Annotated in this window: 16 protein-coding genes; 7 read left to right on the top strand and 9 right to left on the bottom strand. The window is 73.5% G+C overall.

Features of this window, described 5'->3' with window-relative positions:
- Nucleotide 1 precedes the first annotated feature (1 nt).
- From HA039_RS06915 to eccD, 5 genes are all read right to left on the bottom strand, one after another.
- Nucleotides 2–457 carry a type VII secretion system-associated protein gene (locus HA039_RS06915; RefSeq protein ID WP_167025319.1) on the bottom strand — a complete coding sequence of 152 codons (456 nt, stop codon included), beginning with the start codon at nucleotides 455–457 and terminating at the stop codon, nucleotides 2–4.
- Between the two features lie 62 nt (nucleotides 458–519).
- Complete coding sequence (locus tag HA039_RS06920; RefSeq protein ID WP_167025322.1) at nucleotides 520–840, bottom strand: WXG100 family type VII secretion target; 321 nt, start codon at nucleotides 838–840, stop codon at nucleotides 520–522.
- Between the two features lie 37 nt (nucleotides 841–877).
- Entirely contained in the window at nucleotides 878–1,213 is a 336-nt protein-coding gene (locus tag HA039_RS06925) for a hypothetical protein (protein WP_167025325.1), read from the bottom strand.
- A 131-nt stretch (nucleotides 1,214–1,344) separates the two neighbouring features.
- Complete coding sequence (gene eccB / locus HA039_RS06930; RefSeq protein WP_167025328.1) at nucleotides 1,345–2,805, bottom strand: type VII secretion protein EccB; 1,461 nt, start codon at nucleotides 2,803–2,805, stop codon at nucleotides 1,345–1,347.
- A gap of 23 nt (nucleotides 2,806–2,828) precedes the next feature.
- Nucleotides 2,829–4,229 (bottom strand): type VII secretion integral membrane protein EccD, encoded by a 1,401-nt coding sequence (gene eccD / locus HA039_RS06935; RefSeq protein ID WP_167025331.1) that lies wholly within the window; start codon nucleotides 4,227–4,229, stop codon nucleotides 2,829–2,831.
- Between the two features lie 252 nt (nucleotides 4,230–4,481).
- Between eccD and eccCa the strand changes: the two genes are divergently transcribed.
- Nucleotides 4,482–8,438 carry a type VII secretion protein EccCa gene (eccCa, locus tag HA039_RS06940; RefSeq protein ID WP_208298772.1) on the top strand — a complete coding sequence of 1,319 codons (3,957 nt, stop codon included), beginning with the start codon at nucleotides 4,482–4,484 and terminating at the stop codon, nucleotides 8,436–8,438.
- A gap of 12 nt (nucleotides 8,439–8,450) precedes the next feature.
- Here the strand turns inward: eccCa and HA039_RS06945 are convergent, their stop codons facing one another.
- Nucleotides 8,451–9,650: a S8 family serine peptidase gene (locus HA039_RS06945; protein WP_167025334.1), complete on the bottom strand. Its 1,200-nt coding sequence runs from the start codon at nucleotides 9,648–9,650 to the stop codon at nucleotides 8,451–8,453.
- A 186-nt stretch (nucleotides 9,651–9,836) separates the two neighbouring features.
- On the opposite strand from HA039_RS06945, the gene HA039_RS06950 reads away from it, so the two are divergent.
- Together HA039_RS06950 and HA039_RS06955 are read left to right on the top strand one after the other, a co-directional pair.
- Entirely contained in the window at nucleotides 9,837–13,196 is a 3,360-nt protein-coding gene (locus HA039_RS06950; RefSeq protein ID WP_167025337.1) for a right-handed parallel beta-helix repeat-containing protein, read from the top strand.
- Between the two features lie 45 nt (nucleotides 13,197–13,241).
- The gene (locus HA039_RS06955) at nucleotides 13,242–14,381 is read left to right on the top strand and encodes a hypothetical protein (RefSeq protein WP_208298556.1); all 1,140 of its coding nucleotides are present in this window, start codon (nucleotides 13,242–13,244) and stop codon (nucleotides 14,379–14,381) included.
- Between the two features lie 67 nt (nucleotides 14,382–14,448).
- On the opposite strand, the gene hemQ is transcribed toward HA039_RS06955, so the two are convergent.
- Nucleotides 14,449–15,165, bottom strand: a complete 717-nt coding sequence (hemQ, locus tag HA039_RS06960; protein ID WP_167025340.1) for a hydrogen peroxide-dependent heme synthase — start codon at nucleotides 15,163–15,165, stop codon at nucleotides 14,449–14,451.
- A gap of 4 nt (nucleotides 15,166–15,169) precedes the next feature.
- Nucleotides 15,170–16,612, bottom strand: coding sequence for a protoporphyrinogen oxidase (gene hemG / locus HA039_RS06965; protein ID WP_167025343.1), 1,443 nt, complete (start codon nucleotides 16,610–16,612; stop codon nucleotides 15,170–15,172).
- Between the two features lie 125 nt (nucleotides 16,613–16,737).
- Between hemG and HA039_RS06970 the strand changes: the two genes are divergently transcribed.
- Nucleotides 16,738–17,787 (top strand): DUF4349 domain-containing protein, encoded by a 1,050-nt coding sequence (locus HA039_RS06970; RefSeq protein WP_243869239.1) that lies wholly within the window; start codon nucleotides 16,738–16,740, stop codon nucleotides 17,785–17,787.
- Between the two features lie 63 nt (nucleotides 17,788–17,850).
- Nucleotides 17,851–19,230: an FAD-dependent oxidoreductase gene (locus tag HA039_RS06975; RefSeq protein WP_167025349.1), complete on the top strand. Its 1,380-nt coding sequence runs from the start codon at nucleotides 17,851–17,853 to the stop codon at nucleotides 19,228–19,230.
- A gap of 25 nt (nucleotides 19,231–19,255) precedes the next feature.
- Here HA039_RS06975 and hemE read toward each other — a convergent pair whose 3' ends face one another.
- Nucleotides 19,256–20,320 (bottom strand): uroporphyrinogen decarboxylase, encoded by a 1,065-nt coding sequence (gene hemE, locus HA039_RS06980; protein ID WP_167025353.1) that lies wholly within the window; start codon nucleotides 20,318–20,320, stop codon nucleotides 19,256–19,258.
- 91 nt (nucleotides 20,321–20,411) lie between these two features.
- Between hemE and HA039_RS06985 the strand changes: the two genes are divergently transcribed.
- Nucleotides 20,412–21,101 (top strand): DUF3000 domain-containing protein, encoded by a 690-nt coding sequence (locus HA039_RS06985; RefSeq protein ID WP_167025356.1) that lies wholly within the window; start codon nucleotides 20,412–20,414, stop codon nucleotides 21,099–21,101.
- A 260-nt stretch (nucleotides 21,102–21,361) separates the two neighbouring features.
- A complete protein-coding gene (locus HA039_RS06990) occupies nucleotides 21,362–22,021 on the top strand; it encodes a helix-turn-helix transcriptional regulator (RefSeq protein WP_161312622.1) in 660 nt (219 codons plus the stop codon).
- The last annotated feature ends 171 nt before the right edge of the window (nucleotides 22,022–22,192 follow it).

The following is a 22,192-nucleotide window of genomic DNA, read 5'->3' on the forward strand; positions in this document are numbered from 1 at the left end:
GTCAGTCGTCCTCCCCGCCGCCGCCGAGGGCCTCGTCGATGTCCCCGAAGATGTCGAGGAGCTTCTCGCCGTCGATCTTGTCGAGGCTCTCGGACTGGGTGGCGAAGAGCTTCTCGATGCTGGTCGCGAGGTTCTCGTCGATGCTCTCGAAGAGGGTCTTCTGCTCCTCGAAGATCGTCTTGATGTCGTTGATCATCTTGGTGACGGCCGTGTCGAGGTGCGACCCGTTGGTGTCGGCGTCCTTCTGCATCCCGCCCAGGGTCAGCGGCAGCAGCGCACCCGGCAGAACAGCGGGCCCGTGCTCACCCTCGCTCAGCAGGTTGGCCAGGGCGGGGACGTCCGTGTCCGGGTCGTCCGCCATGATCTTCCTGATCTGTTCCGCGAAGGGCCGGACGTCGTGGGTGAGAAAGTTCTCCAGCCACGCCTTGTCCAGGTTCACGGGAGCGCTGTTCGCCATGTGGGCTTCCTCCGATTGCGATTCTTACGGGCCCGGCCGGGGGGTCGGCGGTACGGTGCGCGTCAGCGTCCGACGCGGACGCCCTCCCACAGCTGGGTCAGGGACCTCTCGCTGTACTTGTAGCCCTCGGACACCTCGGTGAGCAGCGTCGAGTGGCTGGCGAGCAGGGCCTTCATGGAGTCGACGGCCGCGTTCCAGGCCACCTGCTTCTGGGTGTAGACCTCCCGGTCCTCACCCTCCCAGGTCGCCTTCAGCGCATCGAGTTCGGCGTCGAGGTTGGCGAGGATGCTCGCGATGGCCTTGGTCTGCTGGACCATGTCGTCCGCGGCGTTCTGCGTGTGGGAGTAGTCGACGTAGATGTATCCGTCGGTGAAGTCGCTCATCGGTGCCTCGTCTCGCGGTGGTGGGATGGGGGGCTGATCAGCCGCGCAGGGCGTCGAAGACCGACTGCGACTGGCTGTACGCCTGGTTGATGGCCTCGTTGGACGCGCCCTGGACCATGCCCTGCTGCTTGAGGGTCTCGTTGAGCGTGTCGACCATGCTCATCACGTTCCGCGAGATGACCTCCGCCTGGTCGTCCCACTGCTTGAGCAGGTCCTGGAACGCCTTGCCGTCCGTGCCCTTGAGTCCGGAGGAGAGGTTGAACTTCATGTTCTCGACGTCCCGCCGGCAGTTCTGGATGCCGGTGAACGCCTGCTCCAGCGCCTGGACGCCGTTCCGTGTGGCCTGTGCCTCTGACTGCTGCATGCCCGCCATGGACGTGCACCTCCTCGGATCGCTGTGAACCTCAATCAACTGAACCTAGACAGGCGGGAGTTGTGGGGGCAATGAGTTCTGTGAAGTTCATGTGGCACCCGCCCGTTCTTGCCGGCTCTCCTTCCTCGCGTTCACCGGACGGCCACCCGGGCCGTCGCGCACGGCGGCGCCGTGCCGACACTGCGGCCGGCCGCCGCCGCCTCGGGGCTGAGATCGGGGCCCGTGGGCAGCATGGCGAGCAGCGGCGACGGCAGGCCCTGGGCCTGCGCCTGGGTGTAGCCGAGGGCGGTCAGCGCCCGCCCCGACATCCGGTACTTCATCCCGGTGTCCGTCACCAGGTAGACCGTGCCGCCCACCTCACCGCCGCCGGCCCCGAGCGCGTGGACCAGGGCCCCGCCACCGGGCCGCACGACGATCCTGCCGACCGCCGCGCACGCCGGGGTCAGGCCTTCGGGCGGCGCCTGCGCGGCCGGCCCGAGGGTCGCCTGCCGTACGAGGGCCACGCCCACCCGGGTGCCGGCCGTGCCCGCCTGGACCCGTACGCAGGCGGTCTGCCCGGGTTCCACGGCGACCGCCCGGGGCGGCGCCTCGGGGAGCCCGGCACCGCTCGCCGGTTCCGCCGAGGGGGGCGCCTGACGGCCCGCCAGCGCGTCGGTGCCCAGCGGGGCCGCCGTGGCGGCGGCGCCCGCGTACACCTTCTTCCTGGTGTCGGGATCGCCGAGCACGAGCGCGGCGCCGGTCGCCGTGAGCGGGTCCAGGCCCTCGCGCCGCAGCAGGTAGTAGCGGTCCGCGGCGCCCGGGACGGTGATCCGGAAGACCTCGCCGATCCTGGTCTTCCGGCCGCTCAGGCCCGGGCCCGCGGCGCCCCGGTCCGGCACGTCGGGCGGGCTCAGATCGGGCCCGGAGGGCAGGGAGTTGAGGAACGCGGCCGACACCGGGACGCGCCGCGCCTCGCCGTACCCGAGGGCCCTCGGGGCGCCGCCCGCCGTGTCGAGGCGCAGCTTGCTCCCCCGCCAGACGAGGTAGTCGGCCCGGTCGGGGCCGGTCACCAACAGCCCCTGGGCGGAGCCGAGTCCGGCCCCCTCGGTGGCGGTGCCGACCGCGAGGGTGGTGGAGGGGGCGCCGCCGGCCGAGCCCGAACACACCTGCCAGGGGCCGGTGTCGAGGCCGCCGCCGGACGGCAGGGCGTCGGGGGCCCCGGTGATGCCGACGGGCGCGCCGTGCGGGGTTCCGTCCAGCGAGGCGGCCCCGACCATGGTGGTCTTCATGCCGGCGCCGGCGAGCAGCCGCGCGGAGGCGTAGTTGCGTACGGGGCGCAGTCTGCCGTCCAGGTAGAGGTAGCGGGAGCCGGTGTCCTTGCTGACGACGAGGGTGCCCGCCTCCTGCCAGGAGTCCTTGGTGCCGGGTTTGAGCAGGCCGAAGACGAACGCGCCCGCCGACAGCAGGACGGCGATCACGATGCCCATCGCCACGCCCCGGTTGGTCCTGCCCTGCGGGCTCTCCGGGGCGTCCGGGTCGCCGCGGAGCATGCCGGACGTCAGCCGTCCCATGACGAACATGTGCGCCTGGACCTGATCGCGTTTGGACTGCACGGTGCTGCTCCTCTGCTCCGGTCTCAGGCGTTCATGCCGCGCAGCGCGCCGTACACACCGAGCACCCACAGCGCCAGTGGCAGCAGGCTGATCGCCGCCGTGGAGTGCAGCAGTTCGGCGGCCCGGCCCCAGTACGGGACGAGGCGGCGGCCCGGCACCGTCCAGGACAGGATGGCGACGAGGGCCGTGGCGGCGAGCAGCCCGGCGACCGTCAGCAGCCGGCCCGACGGGGTGTCGCCCTGCGCGCCGGTGAAGACCAGCAGGAGGGTGCCCCAGACGGCCGGCAGGACCAGCGAGAGCCGCTGCCACACATGGCCGAGGCCTCGGGCGTGCAGGGCCAGCAGCACCACGAGCGCGATCGCCATGACGACTTCGGGCAGGTCCGTACGGTGGACGAGCAGCGTGAGGCTGCCGGCGCAGACCAGCCCGACCGCCCCGTACAGCGAGGTCATCCAGCCGTCGGCGACGACGGCGCGCGCCGCGACGGCGGCGGTGGCGTGCGGTTCGATGCCTTCCTGGAGCTGCTGGGCGTTGGTGGGCAGGGGCGGCATCCGCAGCCCCGACATCCGGAAGGACAGGCTGGGGACGAACGCGCCGAGGACCACGGCGGCCAGCGCGACGATGCCCGCGGTGTGTTCCGGCGGCAGGTCGGCCGTGATCATGAGGACCCCGGCCAGCGCGCCGAAGACGGAGACCACCGCGAGGCAGAGGAACAGCGCGGCGAACGAGGCCACCACCGCGAGGGCGAGGACGGCGCCGCCGGCCGCGGCGGCGGAGGCCGCGACGAGCCGGGGGCCCAGCACCTCGTACGGATGGGGTCCGCCCAGGTCTCCCCCGGTGAGGAGCCAGCCCGCCAGCGCCAGGTAGGGGGCGACCATGGCGCCCAGCGCGGCGGCGGCGCCGGCGTCACCGACGGCGCGGCTGGCCGCGGCGGCCCCGGCGAGCAGCAGCAGCCCGGCCCCGGCGGCGCACAGGGCCCGGGGGGCCGCGGAGCCGCCCGGCAGGACGAGGACGAGCAGGCCGGTGAGGAGCAGGGCCACGGCGAGGCCGCGCAGCAGGCGCCGCCCGGCCTCGGGGCTCCAGCCGTACGGGCGGCCGAGCATGGTGGTGGAGATGCCGTCCACCAGGTCGTCGAGGTGCACCTCGGGGAGCGACTCGGTGCGCGGTCTGAGGTAGACGGTCTCCCCGTCGCGCAGGTCGAACGATTCGAGGGTCCGCTCCTCGTCCAGGGGCGCGCCGCCGAGGCGCTGGAGCACCCAGCCGCCGTGCTCGATGCCGGATTCCTCCAGGCCGTCGCCGGCGTAGCCGAGGATCGCGGGCAGCAGGTCGGCCACCGGCACGTCGGCCGGCACGGCCAGGTCGATGCTGCGGGCGGGGGCGCGCACGGTCAGGCGGCACAGACCGGCCACCTGGTTGTCACTCATCGGGCTGGGTCACGCCTCTCCGGGGTACGGCTGCCGGTGTCGCGATCTCACGGAACGCTCGCCACATGAACCGTCAACAGTCACACAGCTCAGTAGAGTTGAACGGTAGCGGATGGTTCGGTGGATCAGTCTGTCGGAGTTCGACCGGCTGGTGCACGGTTGCTTTCGTACCGATCGGCGCACGGTCGCTCCCGTACCGACCGTCCCCCGACCGCCGCCCGACTGCCCCCGCGAGGAGACTGTTCGTTGAGTGTGGTGCTGTTCCGCAGGCCGGCCCGCAGGCGAGGCCCGGAGATGCCCGAGGGCGAGATCACTCTCCAGGAGCCGCCCACGCTCCCCGAGGTGGTTCCCGACAGTTCGGCGGTGTGGACCTATCTGCCGATGGCGCTGATGTCGGTGTCCATGATGCTGATGTTCATGCGGCCCGGCATGGCGAGCGGCGGCGGCAGCTTCATCTACCTCGCGCTGGGCCTGATGGTGATCTCGGCCGGCGCGATGATGCTGGGCCAGGTCATGCGCAAGAGCGGCGAGCGCAAGCAGCGGCTCAAGGGCGAGCGGCGCGACTACCTGCGCTATCTCACCCAGACCCGGCGCAAGGTGCGCGCCGCGGTGGTCGACCAGCAGAAGGCCCTCGCCTGGCGGCACCCGGCGCCGGCCGCGCTGTGGTCCCTGGTGGGCTCCACCCGGCTGTGGGAACGCCGCCCGCACGACGAGGACTTCGGCGAGATCAGGGTCGCCGTCGGTGAGCAGAAGCTGGGGCTGCGGCTGACCCCGCTGTCGACGAGCCCGGTGGAGGACCTGGAACCGCTCGCGGCGCACGCGCTGCGCAGCTTCATCCGCGCCTACTCGACCGTGCCGGAGCAGCCGATCGCGATCTATCTGCGGGCCTGGGCACGGGTGTTGTTCCGGGGTGACGAGGAGGCGATCCGGTCCGTGGCGCGGGCCATGGTGGCCCAACTGGTCACGTTCCACTCGCCGGACGACGTCTGGGTCGCGCTGTGCGTGTCCGACGAGCGGCGGGCCGACTGGGAGTGGGTCAAGTGGCTCCCGCACCACCTGCACCCCCAGGAGACCGACGGGGCGGGCCCGGCCAGGATGACGGGCGCGGCCTTCAACGAGCTGGAGGACCTGCTCGGCGCGGAGTTCCTGGAGCGCCCGCCGTTCGACCCCGACGCGGCCGCCGGCCGCGAGGAGCCGTTCACCGTCATCGTGATCGACGGCGGTACGGTCCCGGGCGGGCACCGGCTCGACGGGCCGGGGCTGCGCAACACGGTGGTCCTCGACCTCACGGGCGCGCTGACCTGGCGTCCGGGCCGGGTGACCCTGCGCTTCGACGTGGCGGAGGACACCTTCGGTCTCGTACGGACGGACCGGGACCGCAAGGAGCAGACGACCTCGCTCGGCAGGCCGGACGCCTTCGGCGCGGGCGGGGCGGCGGCGCTGGCGAAACGCCTGGCCCCCTACCGGATGGGCATCGGCACCGATGTCGCCGAGCCCCTCTCCACGAACGTCGAACTGACCACGCTGCTGGGCATCACCGACCTGTTCCGGCACGACCCGCCGACGCTGTGGCAGCGCAACACCGGGCCCAACCGACTGCGGGTGCCGATCGCGGTCGGCGCGGACGGGACGCCCGTGGAGCTGGACATCAAGGAGTCCGCGCAAGGGGGTACGGGGCCGCACGGCATGCTCATCGGCGCCACCGGCTCCGGCAAGAGCGAGCTGCTGCGGACGCTGGTGCTGGCCCTCGCGCTCGCCAACTCCTCCGAGACGCTCAACTTCGTCCTGGTCGACTTCAAGGGCGGCGCGACCTTCCTCGGCCTGGACGAACTCCCGCACACCTCCGCCGTGATCACCAACCTGGCGGGCGAAGCGGCCCTCGTCTCCCGGATGCAGGACGCCCTGCACGGCGAACTCGTCCGGCGCCAGGAGCTGTTGCGCAGCGCGGGCAACTACACCTCGGCGCTGGACTACGAGAAGGCGCGGGCGGCGGGCACCCCGCTCGACCCGCTGCCCAGCCTGTTCGTCGTCGTCGACGAGTTCAGTGAACTGCTCGCGGCGCATCGCGAGTTCATGGAGCTGTTCGTGATGATCGGGCGGCTCGGGCGCAGCCTCGGCGTCCATCTGCTGCTCGCCTCGCAGCGGCTCGACGAGGGCCGCATGCACCAGCTGGAGAGCCACCTGTCCTACCGGATCGGGCTGCGCACGTTCTCCGCGATGGAGAGCCGCGGGGTCCTGGGGGTGCCGGACGCCTACCAGTTGCCGTCGCAGCCCGGCGCCGGCTTCCTGAAGTCGGGGGTGGAGGCGCTGACGCGCTTCCGCGCGGCGTACGTGTCGGGGCCGTACCGGCAGCGGCGCGGCAGCGCGAACCAGGCGCGGGTCGCCAGCCAGACCGTCCCGTGGACGACGGGGTACGTGGTCCCCCGCCATCTGCCGGCCGCGCCCGAACCGGAGACGGACGAGACCGGTGAGACGCTGCTGTCCGTCGCGGTGGAACGGCTGCTGGGCGCAGGGCCGCCGGCCCACCAGGTGTGGCTGCCGCCGCTGGACCTGCCCTCGACGCTCGACCAGGTCCTGCCGCCGCTCACCCCCGACCCCGAGCGGGGACTCACCACCGGGGCCACGCCGGGCCGGGCCCGGCTCCAGGTGCCCATCGGCATCGTCGACCGGCCCTTCGACCAGCTCCGCGACCTGCTGCTGGTCGACCTCGCGGGCGCGGGAGGGCATGTCGCGATCGCGGGCGGTCCGCAGAGCGGCAAGAGCACGATGGTCCGGACGATCCTCGCGTCCCTGGCGCTCACCCACACGCCGCGCGAAGTGCAGTTCTACTGCCTGGACTTCGGCGGCGGAACCCTGGCGGGGCTGGCCGGGCTGCCGCACATGAGCGGGGTCGCCTCGCGCCTGGACAGCGAGCGGGTGGGCCGTACGATCGCCGAGGTCAACAGCATCCTGGCGGCCCGGGAGCGCTTCTTCCTCGACCAGGGCATCGACTCCATGGCCACCTTCCGCCGCCGCCGCGCCGCCGGGGAGTTCCCGGACGAACCGCACGGTGACGTGTTCCTGGTGCTCGACGGGTGGTCCACCGTCCGGCAGGACTACGAACGGCACATCGCCACGTTCAACGCGATCGCCGCGCGGGGCCTCAACTACGGCATCCACCTCATCGTGACCACGGCCCGGTGGGTCGAGCTGTCGTCGGCCGTCCGCGACCAGGCGGCCACCCACCTGGAGCTGCGGATGGGCGACGCGATGGACTCCGAGATCGACATGCGCCGTGCCGCCACCGTCCCCCGGATCCCGGGCCGCGGCCTGACCAGGGACGGCAAGCTGCACTATCTGACGGCGCTGCCGCGGATCGACGGCGTGGAGTCGGCCGAGGACCTCACGGAGGGGGTCGCGGGCCTCGTGGCGGCCGTACGGGAGAGCTGGACCGGTCCGCCGGCGCCGCCCGTACGCATGCTGCCGACCGAACTCCCGGTGGCCGAACTGCCGGCCCCGGAGGGAGACTTCCGGATCCCGATCGGGCTGGAGGAGGACGAACTGTCCACCGTCTGGCACGACTTCGGCGAGAACCCGCACATGATCGTGGTCGGTGACACCGAGAGCGGCAAGACCAACCTGCTGCGGCTCACCGCGCAGGCCATCATGGCCCGCTACACCCCGGCGGAGGCCCGCATCATGATCGTGGACTACCGCCGCGACCTGGTGGAGGCGGTGCCCGACGCGTACCGCCTGGGGCACGCGGTCTCCATCGACGCGCTGAAGGACCTGGTGGACGGGGCGGCGCGGGCCGTGAAGACCCGGATGCCGGGACCGGACATCGCGCCCGCCCGGATGAAGCTCTGCGACTGGTGGACGGGACCACGCCTGTTCATCCTGGTCGACGACTACGACATGGTCGGCACCGGGCCGATGAACGCGCCGTTCGACCCGCTGCTCGACCAACTGGCCCTCGGGTACGAGGTCGGGCTGCACATCGTGGTGGCACGCTCGGCGTCGGGCGCGGGGCGGGGGCTCGGGGACCACCTGATGCGGCGCCTCCAGGAGGTCAACACCCCTGCGCTGCTGCTCTCGTGCCCGCCCTCGGAGGGGTACGTGTTCGGGAACGTGAAGGGCCAGATCCTGCCGCCGGGCCGCGCCGTCCGCATCGCGCGGCGCAGGACGGTCCGGGTGCAGACGGCGAAGGTCGCGGACCCGGACACGGCCTGAGGCCCGCCGGGATCAGGGAGCGGGGTACGGGGTGTCCGCGGCGCGCCAGCCGCGGGCCCTCCCGCGCGGGATCACCACCGCGGCCGCCGCGACCAGCAGGACCAGCGCGCCTCCCACGGCGCCGATGACGAGGGCCCGGTTCAGGGGGGCAGCCGAGGGCGGCGGCGGCATCCGGGCCGGCGGCGGTGCCGGTGCGGCCCGGCCGGCGTCCAGGACCATCGTCATCGCCGCGTACACGTCGACCCGCACCGGGTCCGCCGGGTAGCCCGTGCCCGTCAGCTGCTGTGACGTCTGCGCCGCCGTCAGCTCCGGCCGGCGCGCCCTCACCAGCGCCGCCGCCCCGGCCACGTGGGCCGCCGCGAGGGAGGCCCCCGAGCCGAGGTAGTGGCCGGAGCCCTTCGGGCCGACCCCGACCACCGCGTCGCCCGGCGCGGCCAGGTCCACGCCCCCCACCACGGGCGCGTCCTCGGGCCGTGAGCCGTCGGGGCCGTAGTCGCTCACGGAGAGCACCCCGGGGGCCGCCGCCGGCCAGTACCAGGGCTCGGGCCGGACGACCGGGGCGCCGCCGACCCGTTCGACGGGCAGCGCGTCCGGCGCGGCGGGCGCGACGACGAGGGCGTCCCGGCCGGCCGCGTGCGCCACGGCGGCGGTCAGCTCGGACTTGCCCGTGGGCAGGGCCGCGGCCACGTAGATGACCCGCGCCCCGCCGTCGGCCGCCGCCCTGATGCCGTCCGCGACCCGTGCGGGGGTCGCCACCCCGCGGTCGTCGGTCCCGCGCACCGCGAGGATCCGCGCGCCCGGCGCCACGCCCACGGGACCCACCCCGTCGAGGGGCGCGCCCGCGACGAGCCCGGCCGCGAAACTCCCGTGCCCCACGCAGTCCCCGGCGCCGTCGACGGCGGTGACCCGGCCCGCGAGGGCCGGCACTCCCGTACCGACGCCGGTGTCCACCACCGCCACCGTCACCCCGGCGCCCCGGGACAGCGACCAGGCCCGGGAGAGGCCCAAGGCCCGTACCGTCCACGGCTGTTCGCGCGCCGTCTCTCCGGAGGCGCCCGCGCACGGGTCCCCGGGTGCCAGCACGGCGCGTACGACGGGCAGTTGGACGGAGTCGGCGAGGGCCGCGGGACCCGCGGGGACGACGGCCGCGCAGAGCCCGAGCAGGCCGGCCGCCGCGCGGCGGGCCGCCCGTGGAGAGGGGACGTGTCGCATGGTGGGCACACTATGCGACCGGCGTGTCGGTGTGCCGACCGCGCGGCGGCCGGCCTCGGGGGGAAACGACGGCGAACAGCGAAACAACTCCCGTACGGTTCATGGATGATGGCGTCGTCGTTCCCGTAGCCTTCACCGGGCGCGCGCCCGCCGTCGGTCGGGGCGCCGAATCAAGGAGGTCCCAGCGTGTCACGGCAGTTGCTCACGGTGAGCCCGGACGAACCGGACGGCGTCCGGCCCGACAGCTTCCGGACCATCGGCGAGGCCCTGGCGAAGGCGCGTACGGGAGCGGTCATCCGGATCTCCCCCGGCCGGTACCCCGAGAACCTCACCGTCAGGAACCGGGTCACCCTGGTCGCCGAGGGCGAGCGGGGTACGGTGGAGATCTGCCCGCGCCGCGGCACCGCCCTCGTCCTCGTCGCCGACGCCGTGATGCTCACCGACCTGACGCTGCGCGGCGGTTCGGAGGACTTCCCGGTGGTCGACGCGCCGCGCGGCCAGGTCGCCATGGACGGCTGCACCGTCGTCGGATCCGGCTGGACGGCCGTACTCGCCCGCGAATCAGGGGCGTTGGCCATGCGGAACTGCCGGGTCAGCAACCCGGAAGGCGCCGGGATCGTGGACACCGCGCCGACCGGCAGTGTCATCGCGGACTGCGTCGTCGAGAATCTCGGCACGTCCGGTGTGGTCCTCGGTGAGCAGGCGCGCACGACGGTACGGGGCTGCCGCGTCCGGGACGCGCGCGGCAACGGCATCCTGGCCAACGGCGAGGCCAGGGGCCTGATCGAGGACTGCGACATATCCGGCACCGAGAAGCCCGCGCTCGCCCTGGAGGGCAGCAGCAGCACCCGCGTGCTCCGGACGGCCGTCCACGACACCACCGTCGGTGTGTACGTCACCAGCGACTCGCGCCCGTCCCTCGACCAGGTCACCGTCACGGACACCACGGGCCCCGGCATCGCGCTCGCCGCCGGCTCCGACCCCGAACTGATCCGCTGCGCCACCGCCCGCACGAAGGGCAACGGCCTCGCCGTCACGGAGCGTTCACGCGGATCGTTCCAGGACTGCGCGTTCGACACCTCGGTCGTCCCGGCGATCCGCGTCATGGGCTCGGGAGCCCCGCTGCTCACCGGCACGACGGTCCGCGACTGCGCCGACAAGGCGGCCTCGGTGCTCCTGGAGGACGAGTCCGCGGCCGAGTTCGACCGCCTGGAGGTGACGGACGCCGCCGGTACGGGGATCCTCGTCCGCACCGGAGCGCATCCGCTGCTGCGGCACGTCCGGGTCCTGTCGGCCCGCGGCCACGCGCTGGAGGTCGTCGACGACGGCCGGGGGCGGCTGGAGGGCGGCGAGATCGAGAACGCGGGCGCCACCGCCGTGGTGGTGTCCGGGGGCGGCAACCTGGAGATGCGCGACACGGTCGTGCGCGGGGCGGCCGAGACCGGGATCCAGGTGGGCCCCGGCGGCATCGGGACCGTACGGGACTGCGAGATCCACACGGTCGGCGGCTCCGGCGTCGCCGTCGAGAACGGCGGCCAACTGACCGCGCTCCGCGCCCACATCACCGGGTCGGGCGCGCACGGCGTCCTCCTCGCGAACGGCGCCCGCGCGTCCCTCGACGCCTGCCGCGCCTCGGGGAGTCTCGGCGACGGCATCCGCGTCGACAGCGCCGAGCAGGTGACGGTCACCGGGTGCTCCGTGCGGGAGAACCGGGGCGCCGGGATGCGGCAGACCCGGGCCGGCGACCGGCTCACGGTGGAGGACCTGGTCAGCACCGACAACGCCGTGCCGGACGCCTGGGGCGCGACACGCGACGACACCGGCGTGCGGCCCGCGCGGAACGCCGGCGGCGGACCCGACCGCGTGGCCCCCGAAGGCCCCCTGGAGGAGCTGGAGGCACTGACCGGACTCGCCGAGGTCAAGCACCAGGTCAGGACGCTCGTCAATCTCAACCAACTGGCGCAGCGGCGGGCCAGGCTCGGGATGCCGGCCCCTCCCATGAGCCGCCATCTGGTCTTCTCGGGGCCGCCCGGCACCGGAAAGACCACGGTGGCACGGCTGTACGGCGGGATCCTCAAGGACCTGGGCGTGCTGCGCTCCGGTCATCTGGTCGAGGTCTCCCGGGCGGATCTCGTGGCCCAGGTCATCGGCGGTACGGCCATCAAGACCACCGAGGCGTTCAACGAGGCCCTAGGCGGGGTCCTGTTCGTCGACGAGGCGTACACCCTCCTCTCCGACAGCAAGGGGTCCGGCGCCGACTTCGGCAAGGAGGCCGTCGACACCCTGCTCAAGCTGATGGAGGACCACCGGGACGACGTGGTGGTGATCGCCGCCGGATACACCGACGAGATGGACTCGTTCCTCTCCTCGAACCCCGGCCTCGCCTCGCGCTTCACCCGCACCGTGGAGTTCGCCAACTTCTCCGTGGACGAACTCGTCACCATCACCAAGTCCATGTGCGAGGCGCACCGTTACGAACTGGAGCCGAGCACCCTCGGCGCCCTCGCCCTGCACTACGGGCAGATGACGCGGGGCGCCGGTTTCGGCAACGGCCGTGCCGCGCGGCGGGTGTTCGAGGAGATGGTGGACCGGCAGGCCTTCCGGCTCAGCTCCATGACCGACCCCGCCGAGAGCGACCTGTCGCTGCTGCTCCCCGAGGACGTGGCGCCCGCGCCCGACGCCGGGACGGACCGGGCCGACCACTCGCGGGACCTGCTGGGCCGGCTCGACGCGATGATCGGTCTGGGCGCGGTCAAGCGCGAGGTCACCGACCTGGTGTCCCTGCTCGCCGCCACGAAGCAGCGGGAGGCCGCCGGACTGCCCACGCCGAGGATCAGCCACCACCTGATCTTCTCGGGGCCTCCCGGCACCGGCAAGACGACCGTGGCCCGGCTCTACGCGGACCTGCTGCACTCCCTCGGGGTGCTGCCTCAGGGGCAGTTGGTGGAGGTGGCGCGCGCCGACCTGGTCGGCAGGTACGTGGGCCACACCGCGCAGCTGACCAAGGAGGTCTTCGAACGGGCCCTGGGCGGCGTGCTGTTCATCGACGAGGCGTACACGCTCACCCCGGAGGGATCCACCTCGGACTTCGGGCGTGAGGCCGTCGAGACGCTGCTCAAGCTGATGGAGGACCACCGCGACGAGGTCGTGGTCATCGCCGCCGGCTACACCGAGGAGATGCGGCGCTTCCTCGACTCCAACCCCGGCCTGGCCTCCCGGTTCTCCCGGTCGGTGGAGTTCGAGAACTACAGCACGGAGGAACTGGTGGGCATCATGTCCCAGCAGGCGTCCGTCTCCGGGTACGACTGCCCGCCCGGCACCCTGGCGGCGCTGCACGCGTACGTGGACACGCTGCCCCGCGACCGTTCCTTCGGCAACGCCCGTACGTCCCGGCAGCTGCTCGACGCGATCATGACGCGGCAGGCGCGCCGGCTGGGCACCATGGCGGCGCCCTCGCTGGACGATCTGCGGCTCCTGCTCCCGGAGGACCTGCCGGCGGCGAGCGCCCTGGTCGGCGGTCCCGACCTGCTCGACCGGACCCCCTGACGGTCCGTCCGTGCCTCCTGATCCCCCTCCCGAAAGGACCATGGAATGCCCCCACAGCGAGAGGCGGGCGCCCCGCGGGGACCCGCCTCGCGTCAGGCGCAGGTACGTGTCGCGGTCGCCCTGCCGGCCTCGGCCGGGGACCCGGGTGAGGCCCTGGTCCCCGAGCGCCCAGGGCCCGCGGCGTCCCCGGCGGAGCCCGCCGGACCGCCTACGGGCCCGGGTACGCGCGCGGAATCCCCCGCCGCGCCCGGCGCGGCCACCGCCGCCGCGACCACCGGGTCCCCCGGCACCGCCCCGGCCGCCGCGCGGCCGACCGGCGCCGCCACGGCCCCGGCGCGAACCGCCGAACCGGAGGGAGCGGCCGCCTCCGCCACCGCATCCAGCACCACCGCACCCACCGTCGCCGTGCCCTCCCCCGCCGCACCCACCGCCGCCGCGCACGCCGGGGCGGCCCCACCGCCCGAAGGCCCGTCCGCCTCGGGCGAGCCCGGCCCCGGACAGCCCAAGAAGCAGATGCTCGCCGCCGCCGCGCTCGTCGGGGCCGTACTCCTCGCCGTACCGTTCCTCGTCCTGCGCGACGGGGACCAGGAGACGGCCGCGCAGACCGTGCCCGAAGCGGCCGGCACGGTGCTGGAAGCGGCGCCGCAGGACACGAGGACGAGCGACTACACCCCCAGCAGCCCCTCGCCCTCGCCGAGTCCCACGGCGTCCGCGACCGTACGCGAGAAGAAGGCGGCTCCCCCGCCCCCGGTGGCCGACCCCACGACCGAGGCCCCGGAGACACCGAAGGCCTCCGAGAAGCCGGCCCCGCCCAAGCCCTCGGTGAAGCCGTCCCCGAAGCCGACCAAGGCGGTGGCGTGGACGCGCACGACGGTCACCGGGGGGAGCAAGATCATGACTGGGCAGTCCTGGGCGACGAACCGGATCAGCCTGATCATCCAGCCGGACGGCAACCTGGTCGTCTACAACGAGGACGACCGGCCCACCTGGGCGGCCATGACCTTCGGCAGCGGCCACACCGCGGAGTTCCAGACCGACGGCAACCTGGTCGTCCACAACGCCGACGACCGTCCGATCTGGGCCTCGAACACCTACGGCCACCCGAGCGCGAAGCTGGTCCTCCAGGAGGACGGCAACGTCGTCATCCTGGACGGCGACACCCGGCTGTGGGCCATCCACGGCTGACCCGCCCCCGGCCCGGCCCGGCGAAAGGCCGGGCCGGATACCGGGCCAGGGACCGGGGCGGCGGTCCCTACGCCAGCCCGGCGACCAGGTCCGCGACGGACCTGCGCCGCCCGGTGTAGAACGGCACCTCCTCGCGGACGTACAGCCGGGCCTTGGAGGCGCGGAGGTGCCGCATCAGGTCGACGATGCGGTACAGCTCGTCGGCCTCGAAGGCGAGGATCCACTCGTAGTCGCCGAGCGAGAACGACGCGACGGTGTTCGCGCGGACGTCCGGGAAGCCACGCGCCATCTTGCCGTGGTCCGCGAGCATCTGGCGGCGCTCCTCGTCCGGCAGCAGGTACCAGTCGTAGGAGCGGACGAAGGGGTAGACGCTGACGTAGTCGCGGGGCGTCTCGTCGGCGAGGAACGCCGGGACGTGCGACTTGTTGAACTCGGCGGGGCGGTGCAGCGCCATGTTCGACCACACCGGCTCCAGCGCCCGGCCGAGCCGGGTGCGGCGGAAGCGGTTGTACGCGTCCTGGAGTTCGTCGGCGGTCTCGGCGTGCCACCAGATCATGACGTCGGCGTCGGCGCGCAGCCCCGACACGTCGTACGTGCCGCGTACCGTCACGTCCTTGGCGTCGAGCTGGTCGAACAGCTCCTGGACCTCCTCTGCGTACCCGCCCCGGTCCTCGGGCAGCGCCTCGCGCAGCTTGAAGACGGACCACAGGGTGTAGCGGATGACCTCGTTGAGGTCCTTCGCCTTCTTGCCGGCGTTCGGCGTCTTGTCTGGTGCAGCAGTCATGCGGCTATTCTCCCGCGCCCCGTCCGGTGCCCCGCGCCAGGGTCGACGTGGCGATGATCTCGTCGGCGGCGCGCCGGGCGCTCGCGACGCAGGCGGGGATGCCGACGCCGTCGTAGGCCGCGCCGCAGACCCGCAGGCCGGGGAGTTCGGCGACGGCGGCGCGGACGCGCTCGACGCGGGCCTGGTGGCCGACGGGGTACTGGGGCAGGCCGCCGATCCACCGGGTCACCTCGCTCGCCACCGGCTTCGCGTCGAGCCCGGTCGCCTCGCCGAGGTCGCGCAGGGACACGTCGACCAGGTCGGCGTCGTCGCGGTGCAGGTGTTCCTCCTCGCCGTACCGGCCGATGGAGGTGCGCAGGAGGAACAGGTCGGGCGCGGCGTCGGCGACCCAGCCCCACTTGCGGGTGGAGAAGGTGGACGCCTTGATGGTGAGGCCGTCGACGGGCGGTACGAGGAAGCCGCTGCCCTCGGGCATCCCGGCGAGTTCGTCCCGCCGGAAGGCCAGGGTGACCAGCGCCATCGAGGCGTACTCGACGGCGGCCAACTCGGCGGACGCGGCGGGTGATTCGGCGGCGAGCAGCGTGGCGGCGGACCACGCGGGGGTCGCCAGGACCACCCCGTCGGCGGTCAGGACGCCGGTGCCGGTACGGATCCGCCAGCCGTCGGGCGTCCTGCCGAGGCCGAGGACGGGGGTGTCGAGCAGGATCTCGCCCCCGCCGGCCCGCACGGCGTCGGCGACGGCCCCGGGCAGGGTGCCCACTCCCCCGGCGAGGCCCGCGAAGACCGCGCCGGAGCGCGGGTCCCTGGCCGCCTTCGCCTGGAGGTCGCGGACGCCGGCGAGCAGCGAGTCGTGCGTACGGACGGCGGCGAAGAGCTGCGGTACGGCGGCCTTCATGGAGATGCGGTACGCGTCGCCCGCGTAGACCCCGCCGAGCAGGGGCTCCACCAGCCGGTCCACGACCTCGCGGCCGAGGCGTTCGGCGACGTACTCCCCGACGGACACGTCGTCCCCGACCTCGGTGGGCGCGAGGTCCGGTTCCCGGGCGATCCGGGCGAGGCCCTCGTCGGAGAGGAGGCCGGCGAGGGCGGCGGCGTCGCCGGGCACGCCCATGACGTGGCCCTTGGGCATCGGCCGCAGCGCGCCCCTGGTCCACACCGAGGCGCCGCCGGCGGTCGGCGGCTGGAGCCGGCCGCCGAGCCCCACCTCCTCCGCGAGGCCGACGGCCTCGGGCCGGCGCGCGAGCATGGACTCGGCGCCGAGGTCGACGGCGACGCCCTCGATCTCGCCCGTGAGGAGCTTCCCGCCGAGGCGCCCGGAGCCTTCGAGCAGCGTCACCGCGACGCCCGCGCCGAGCAGCCGGTGTGCGGCGGCGAGACCGGCGATGCCGCCGCCGATGACCACGACCCGGCCGGTGTGTGTGCTGACGTGCTGCGCGTTCGACTCCATGGGCCCACTCTCTCAAACCCGTAACGAGTCCCGACCGTGACCTCTTCGGGACCACGAAAGGGAAACCCGTACCCCACCCCGTTCCGTCGAACCCGCAGTACTCGTGAATGATCCAGGGGGGTCTCATGCGGAAGATGTCCGCACTCGCGGCGGCACTGCTCACCGTCTCACTCGCACTCGCCGGATGCGGCGCGGGCGGCGGGAACGACCTGATGTCGCAGTCGAAGTCCGACGACGGGGGGCAGGCCGCCGACCGGCCGGGGCCCGGTGGGGAGGGCGCCGTCGCGGAAGCTCCGGCCACGGCGGCGAAGGATCCGGGGAACGCGGTGCCCGCCGTGACCCATGTCATCAGGACCGCGCAGCTCGCCGTGGAGGTCAAGGACGCCCGGAAGGCGCTCGCGACGGCCCGTTCGGTGGTGCTGGGGGCCGGCGGTCTGGTCGAGAAGGAGTCCACGGAGCGGGTCGAGGACGACCACGTGTCGACGACGGTCGTGCTGCGGGTGCCGCAGGAGGCGTACGACGGCGTGCTGCGCGAACTGGCCGGGACCGGGAAGCTGTTGTCCCGTACGGCGAGCGCGAAGGACGTCACCGACGAGGTGGTCGACGTCGAGAGCCGGGTCGCCTCGCAGCGCGTGAGTGTGGCGCGCGTACGGGAGTTGATGGACCAGGCGACGAAGCTGAGCGATGTGGTGCAGCTGGAGGGGGAGTTGAGCCGCCGTCAGGCGGATCTGGAGTCGCTGCTCGCCCGGCAGTCGTCGCTGAAGAACCGTACGACGCTGGCGACCGTCACGCTCGACCTCACCGAGGTCCCGCTGGAGAAGGGGGACGGCTCGGACGACGACCCGACGTTCCTGGACGCGCTGGGCGGCGGCTGGGACGCGTTCGTGTCGACCCTGCGCTGGGTGGCCGTGGCGATCGGGGCGGTGGCGCCGTTCGCCGCCGCGCTGGCCGTGCTCTACGCGCTGTGGCGTCTGGTACGCGGCAGGCTGCGGCGTCCCGCCCCGGCCACCGTCCCCGCCCAGGCGACCGCGCGGCCCGCCCCGGCCGCGCAGCCCGCTCCGGTCCCTCCGGCCGCGCGGCCCGCTCCGACGCAGGAGCAGGAGCAGGCCCCGGCCTCCGCCCCGGCCCCGGCCCCGGCCACCGACGGGCAGGAAGGGCCCCGCGAGCGGGAGTGACCCACCGCGCCCGCGTAGCGTTCCGTCGCGGAAGCGCGGAAGACGGAACGGAAGGTCGGGCGCATGGCAGCGGAACGCATGGTGGTCATCGGCGGCGACGCGGCGGGCATGTCCGCCGCGTCGCAGGCCCGCAGGCTCAAGGGGCCGGACCGGCTGGAGATCACCGCCTTCGAACGCGGCCACTTCACCTCGTACTCCGCGTGCGGGATCCCGTATTGGGTGAGCGGTGACGTGTCGGGTCCGGACGCCCTGATCGCGCGCACGCCCGAGGAGCACCGCGAGCGCGCGATCGACCTGCGGACCCGCACGGAGGTGGTGGAGATCGACGTGCCCGGCGGGCGGGTGCGGGCGCGTGACCTCGCGACCGGTACGGAGAGCTGGACCGGCTACGACCACCTGGTCATCGGCACGGGCGCGCGCCCCGTCAGGCCGCCGCTGCCCGGCATCGACGCGCCGGGCGTGTACGGCGTGCAGACCCTCGACGACGGTCAGGCGCTGCTGGACACCCTGGCCGGCCGGGACGGCGGGCGGGCGGTGGTGGTCGGGGCCGGGTACATCGGGGTCGAGATGGCCGAGGCGCTCCTCAGGCGCGGCTACGAGGTCACCGTCGTCCACCGCGACGACGAGCCGATGGCGACGCTCGACCCGGACATGGGACGGCTCGTGCGCACGGCGATGGACGGCCTGGGCATCACCACCGTCGGCGGCGCCACCCTCACCGCGATCCTCACCGGCGAGGACGGCCGGGCGCGCGCGGTGGCCACCGAGGACGCCACGTACCCCGCCGACCTGGTCATCCTCGGCATGGGTGTCCGTCCCGAGACGACGCTCGCCCGGGCGGCGGGACTGCCGCTCGGCGCGTACGGCGGGCTGCTCACCGACCTGTCGATGCGGGTGCGCGGTCACGAGAACGTCTGGGCGGGCGGCGACTGCGTCGAGGTGCTCGACCTGGTCTCGGGCGCGACCCGGCACCTCGCGCTCGGCACCCACGCGAACAAGCACGGCCAGGTCATCGGGGCGAACGTGGGCGGCGGGTACGCGACGTTCCCCGGCGTGGTGGGCACGGCCGTCAGCAAGGTCTGCGACCTGGAGATCGCGCGGACGGGCCTGCGGGAGAAGGACGCGCGCCGGGCGGGGCTGCGCTTCGTCACCGCGACCGTCGAGTCCACCGACAGCGCCGGCTACTACCCGGGCGCCACCCCGATGACGGTGAAGATGCTCGCGGAGCGCCGTACGGGACGGCTCCTGGGCACGCAGATCGTCGGCCGCCGCGGCGCGGCGAAGCGGGTGGACATCGCGGCGGTGGCCCTGACCGCGGGCATGACGGTGGAGCGGATGACCACCCTGGACCTCGGCTACGCGCCGCCGTTCTCCCCGGTCTGGGACCCGGTCCTGGTCGCCGCCCGCAAGGCCGTGACGGCGGTGCGCGCGGCGGGCATGTGACCGGGCCCCCGGGGGGGGCGCCGGCTCAGCGGGCGGTCTGGGTGTGCACGTAGTCGACGAGGCGGGTCAGGGAGTCCGGGTCGGTGCTCGGCATGACGCCGTGGCCCAGGTTGAAGACGTGGCCCTCCAGGCCCGCCGCGGCGTCCAGCACCTCGCGCGCCTTGGTCTCGACCACCTCGGTGGGGGCGAAGAGCACGGTCGGGTCCAGGTTGCCCTGGAGCGCCTTGCCGGGACCGACCCGGCGGGCCGCCTCGTCCAGCGGGACGCGCCAGTCGACGCCGACGACGTCCGCGCCCGCCTCGCCCATCAGGCCGAGGAGTTCGCCGGTGCCGACCCCGAAGTGGATGCGCGGCACCCCGTACGGGGCGACCGCCTCGAAGACCTTCACCGACGCCGGCATGACGTAGCGGCGGTAGTCCTTGGGGGCGAGCGCCCCGGCCCAGGAGTCGAAGACCTGGACGGCGCTCGCGCCCGCCTCGATCTGGACCTTCAGGAAGGCACTCGTGATGGCCGCGAGGCGGTCGACGAGGTCGGCCCAGAGGTCCGGGTCGCCGTACATCATGGCCTTCGTGCGCTCGTACGTACGGGAGGGGCCGCCCTCGATGAGGTAGCTGGCGAGCGTGAAGGGCGCGCCCGCGAAGCCGATGAGCGGGGTGTCCCCCAGCTCGGCCGTGAGCAGGCCGATCGCCTCCGTGACGTACGACACGTCCTCGGGGGTGAGGTCGCGCAGCCGCGCGAGGTCGGCGCGGGTCCTGATCGGGTCGGCGATGACCGGGCCGACCCCGGGCTTGATGTCCAGGTCGATGCCGATGGCCTTGAGCGGGACGACGATGTCGCTGTAGTAGACCGCGGCGTCGACCTGGTGGCGCCGTACCGGCTGGAGGGTGATCTCCGCCACCAACTCCGGGCGGGTGCAGGACTCCAGCATCGGGATGCCCTCGCGCGCCTTGAGGAACTCGGGCAGCGAGCGGCCCGCCTGGCGCATGAACCAGACCGGCGTGTGCGGCACGGGTTCGCGTCTGCACGCCTTCATAAAGGCGGAGTCGTACGTCGTCGGCTGCTGGCCCGAGGGGCGTTCCATGGCGCTCACGACCAGAATCTTCGCATGTACGGGTAAGCCGCGGGCCCGGCCCGGGTGTCCCTCCCCGCACGCGGCCCCCGTTCCGCCTACTCTTCCCCGCATGGCTGCGGCTCAGGGACAGTTTTCCGATCATTCCAACGGCACCGAGGGAACGGGGGGCAGGGACGGGGAAGGGGAGGGGGACGGCGTTCCGCGGGCCTTCCGGCAGGCGGTCGAGGCACTGCGGACGGCACGGCTGCGTCCCGAGATCGAGATCGACCCGACCCCGCCGCCGAAGCGGCTGGCCCCGCACGCGTACGCCTTGGAGGCGGCGGTCGTCGACGGGGAGGACGACCTCGCGGACGGCAGGCTGGTGCTGCTCCACGACCCGTCGGGGCACGACGCGTGGCAGGGGACGTTCCGGCTGGTGACGCTGGTACGGGCGGAGCTGGAGCCGGAGATGGCGGCGGACCCGCTGCTCCCCGAGGTGTGCTGGTCGTGGCTGACCGGGGCGCTGGAGGCGCGGGGGCTGTCGTACGGGGAGGCGAGCGGCACGGTCACCCGTGCGGGGTCGCACTACTTCGGCGGGCTCTCGGAGCGCAGGCCCGCGACGCAGATCGAGATCCGGGCGTCCTGGACACCGCGGGAGGGCCGGGGCGGGGTGCCGGACACCGCGGCGCACCTGGCGGGCTGGTGCGATCTGCTGTGCCAGCTCGCGGGGTTGCCCCCGGTAGGGCCTGGACCGGCCCACGGAGGGCCGGACGCGGGCGTGGTGTCCCTTCCCCAGCGGCGCGGCCCCCAGGTCTCCTGACGCCCCCTCAGCACGGCTACGCCGCACGCCCCGAAGGCCTCCCCGGATCATCTCCGGGGAGGCCTTCGGCGACTGACCACTCGTAGGATGATCGATCACGTATCCGAATTGCCCGAATTGTTACTCACCAAATCGTGATCATTCTCTAAAGGCCGACGCGTTTGGTGCCGAAGAGGTGAATGACCCTTCAAGCACGGTTCGCCCCGGCTTCATCCCCAGCGCCGGAGACGTCCCGCACGCACCTTCCCCCAGGAGGCCTGGTGTCCGTTCTCCTCGAGCAGCCCGCAAGCCTGGTCGCCTACCGCCCGAACAAGCCGACGGCCATGGTCGTCGTGGCCGACCCGCGCGTCCGCTCCACCGTCACCCGCCACCTGTGGGCCCTTGGAGTCCGTGACGTCATCGAGGCGTCGTCCATCGCGGAGGCCCGTCCCCGCGTCGGCAACCCGCGCGACATCTGCGTGGCCGACGTCCACCTGCCCGACGGTTCCGGGCTGACCCTGCTCTCCGAGACCCGGGCCGCAGGCTGGCCCAACGGTCTCGCCCTGTCCGCCGCCGACGACATCGGCGCGGTGCGCAACGCCCTCGCGGGCGGCGTCAAGGGCTACGTCGTGACCGGTACGCGTACGAACATCGGCCACCCGACCCGTCCCGGCGCCGCGCCCATCGGCGCGGGACCGCGGATGCACCGCCGCCCCCCGGGCGCCCCGAGCCACCCGGGCGGCTACCGCGAGCTCTCCGGCCGTGAGGTCGAGGTGCTCAGACTCGTCGCCGAGGGCCAGTCCAACAAGGCCATCGGTGTCTCGATGGGCCTCTCGGCCCTGACCGTGAAGAGCCACCTCGCCCGTATCGCGCGCAAGCTCGGCACGGGTGACCGGGCGGGGATGGTCGCCGTGGCCCTCCGTACCGGAATCATCCACTGACCCGTCCCCCCTTCCCCCTCCCGCTTCCCCGCTTCCCCCACGCGGGCCGCCCGTCGACGGAACGTTCCGTCGACGGGCGGCCCGCGTTCAGCGCGTGTTCGGGACGTGTTTTCGCAGGTCATTCGAGTCTTGCTTCGAAAGTGCAGGTCAGGCGTTCGCGCGGGCGGATAC

This window comes from Streptomyces liangshanensis (assembly GCF_011694815.1).
Classification (GTDB): domain Bacteria; phylum Actinomycetota; class Actinomycetes; order Streptomycetales; family Streptomycetaceae; genus Streptomyces; species Streptomyces liangshanensis.

Bases quoted from the DNA above. Each gene is read 5' to 3' on its own strand.
- HA039_RS06915 (WP_167025319.1), bottom strand. From the start codon at position 457: ATGGCGAACAGCGCTCCCGTGAACCTGGACAAGGCGTGGCTGGAGAAC.
- HA039_RS06920 (WP_167025322.1), bottom strand. From the start codon at position 840: ATGAGCGACTTCACCGACGGATACATCTACGTCGACTACTCCCACACG.
- HA039_RS06925 (WP_167025325.1), bottom strand. From the start codon at position 1,213: ATGGCGGGCATGCAGCAGTCAGAGGCACAGGCCACACGGAACGGCGTC.
- eccD (WP_167025331.1), bottom strand. From the start codon at position 4,229: ATGAGTGACAACCAGGTGGCCGGTCTGTGCCGCCTGACCGTGCGCGCC.
- HA039_RS06945 (WP_167025334.1), bottom strand. From the start codon at position 9,650: ATGCGACACGTCCCCTCTCCACGGGCGGCCCGCCGCGCGGCGGCCGGC.
- HA039_RS06955 (WP_208298556.1), top strand. From the start codon at position 13,242: ATGCCCCCACAGCGAGAGGCGGGCGCCCCGCGGGGACCCGCCTCGCGT.
- hemQ (WP_167025340.1), bottom strand. From the start codon at position 15,165: ATGACTGCTGCACCAGACAAGACGCCGAACGCCGGCAAGAAGGCGAAG.
- hemG (WP_167025343.1), bottom strand. From the start codon at position 16,612: ATGGAGTCGAACGCGCAGCACGTCAGCACACACACCGGCCGGGTCGTG.
- HA039_RS06970 (WP_243869239.1), top strand. From the start codon at position 16,738: ATGCGGAAGATGTCCGCACTCGCGGCGGCACTGCTCACCGTCTCACTC.
- HA039_RS06975 (WP_167025349.1), top strand. From the start codon at position 17,851: ATGGCAGCGGAACGCATGGTGGTCATCGGCGGCGACGCGGCGGGCATG.
- HA039_RS06985 (WP_167025356.1), top strand. From the start codon at position 20,412: ATGGCTGCGGCTCAGGGACAGTTTTCCGATCATTCCAACGGCACCGAG.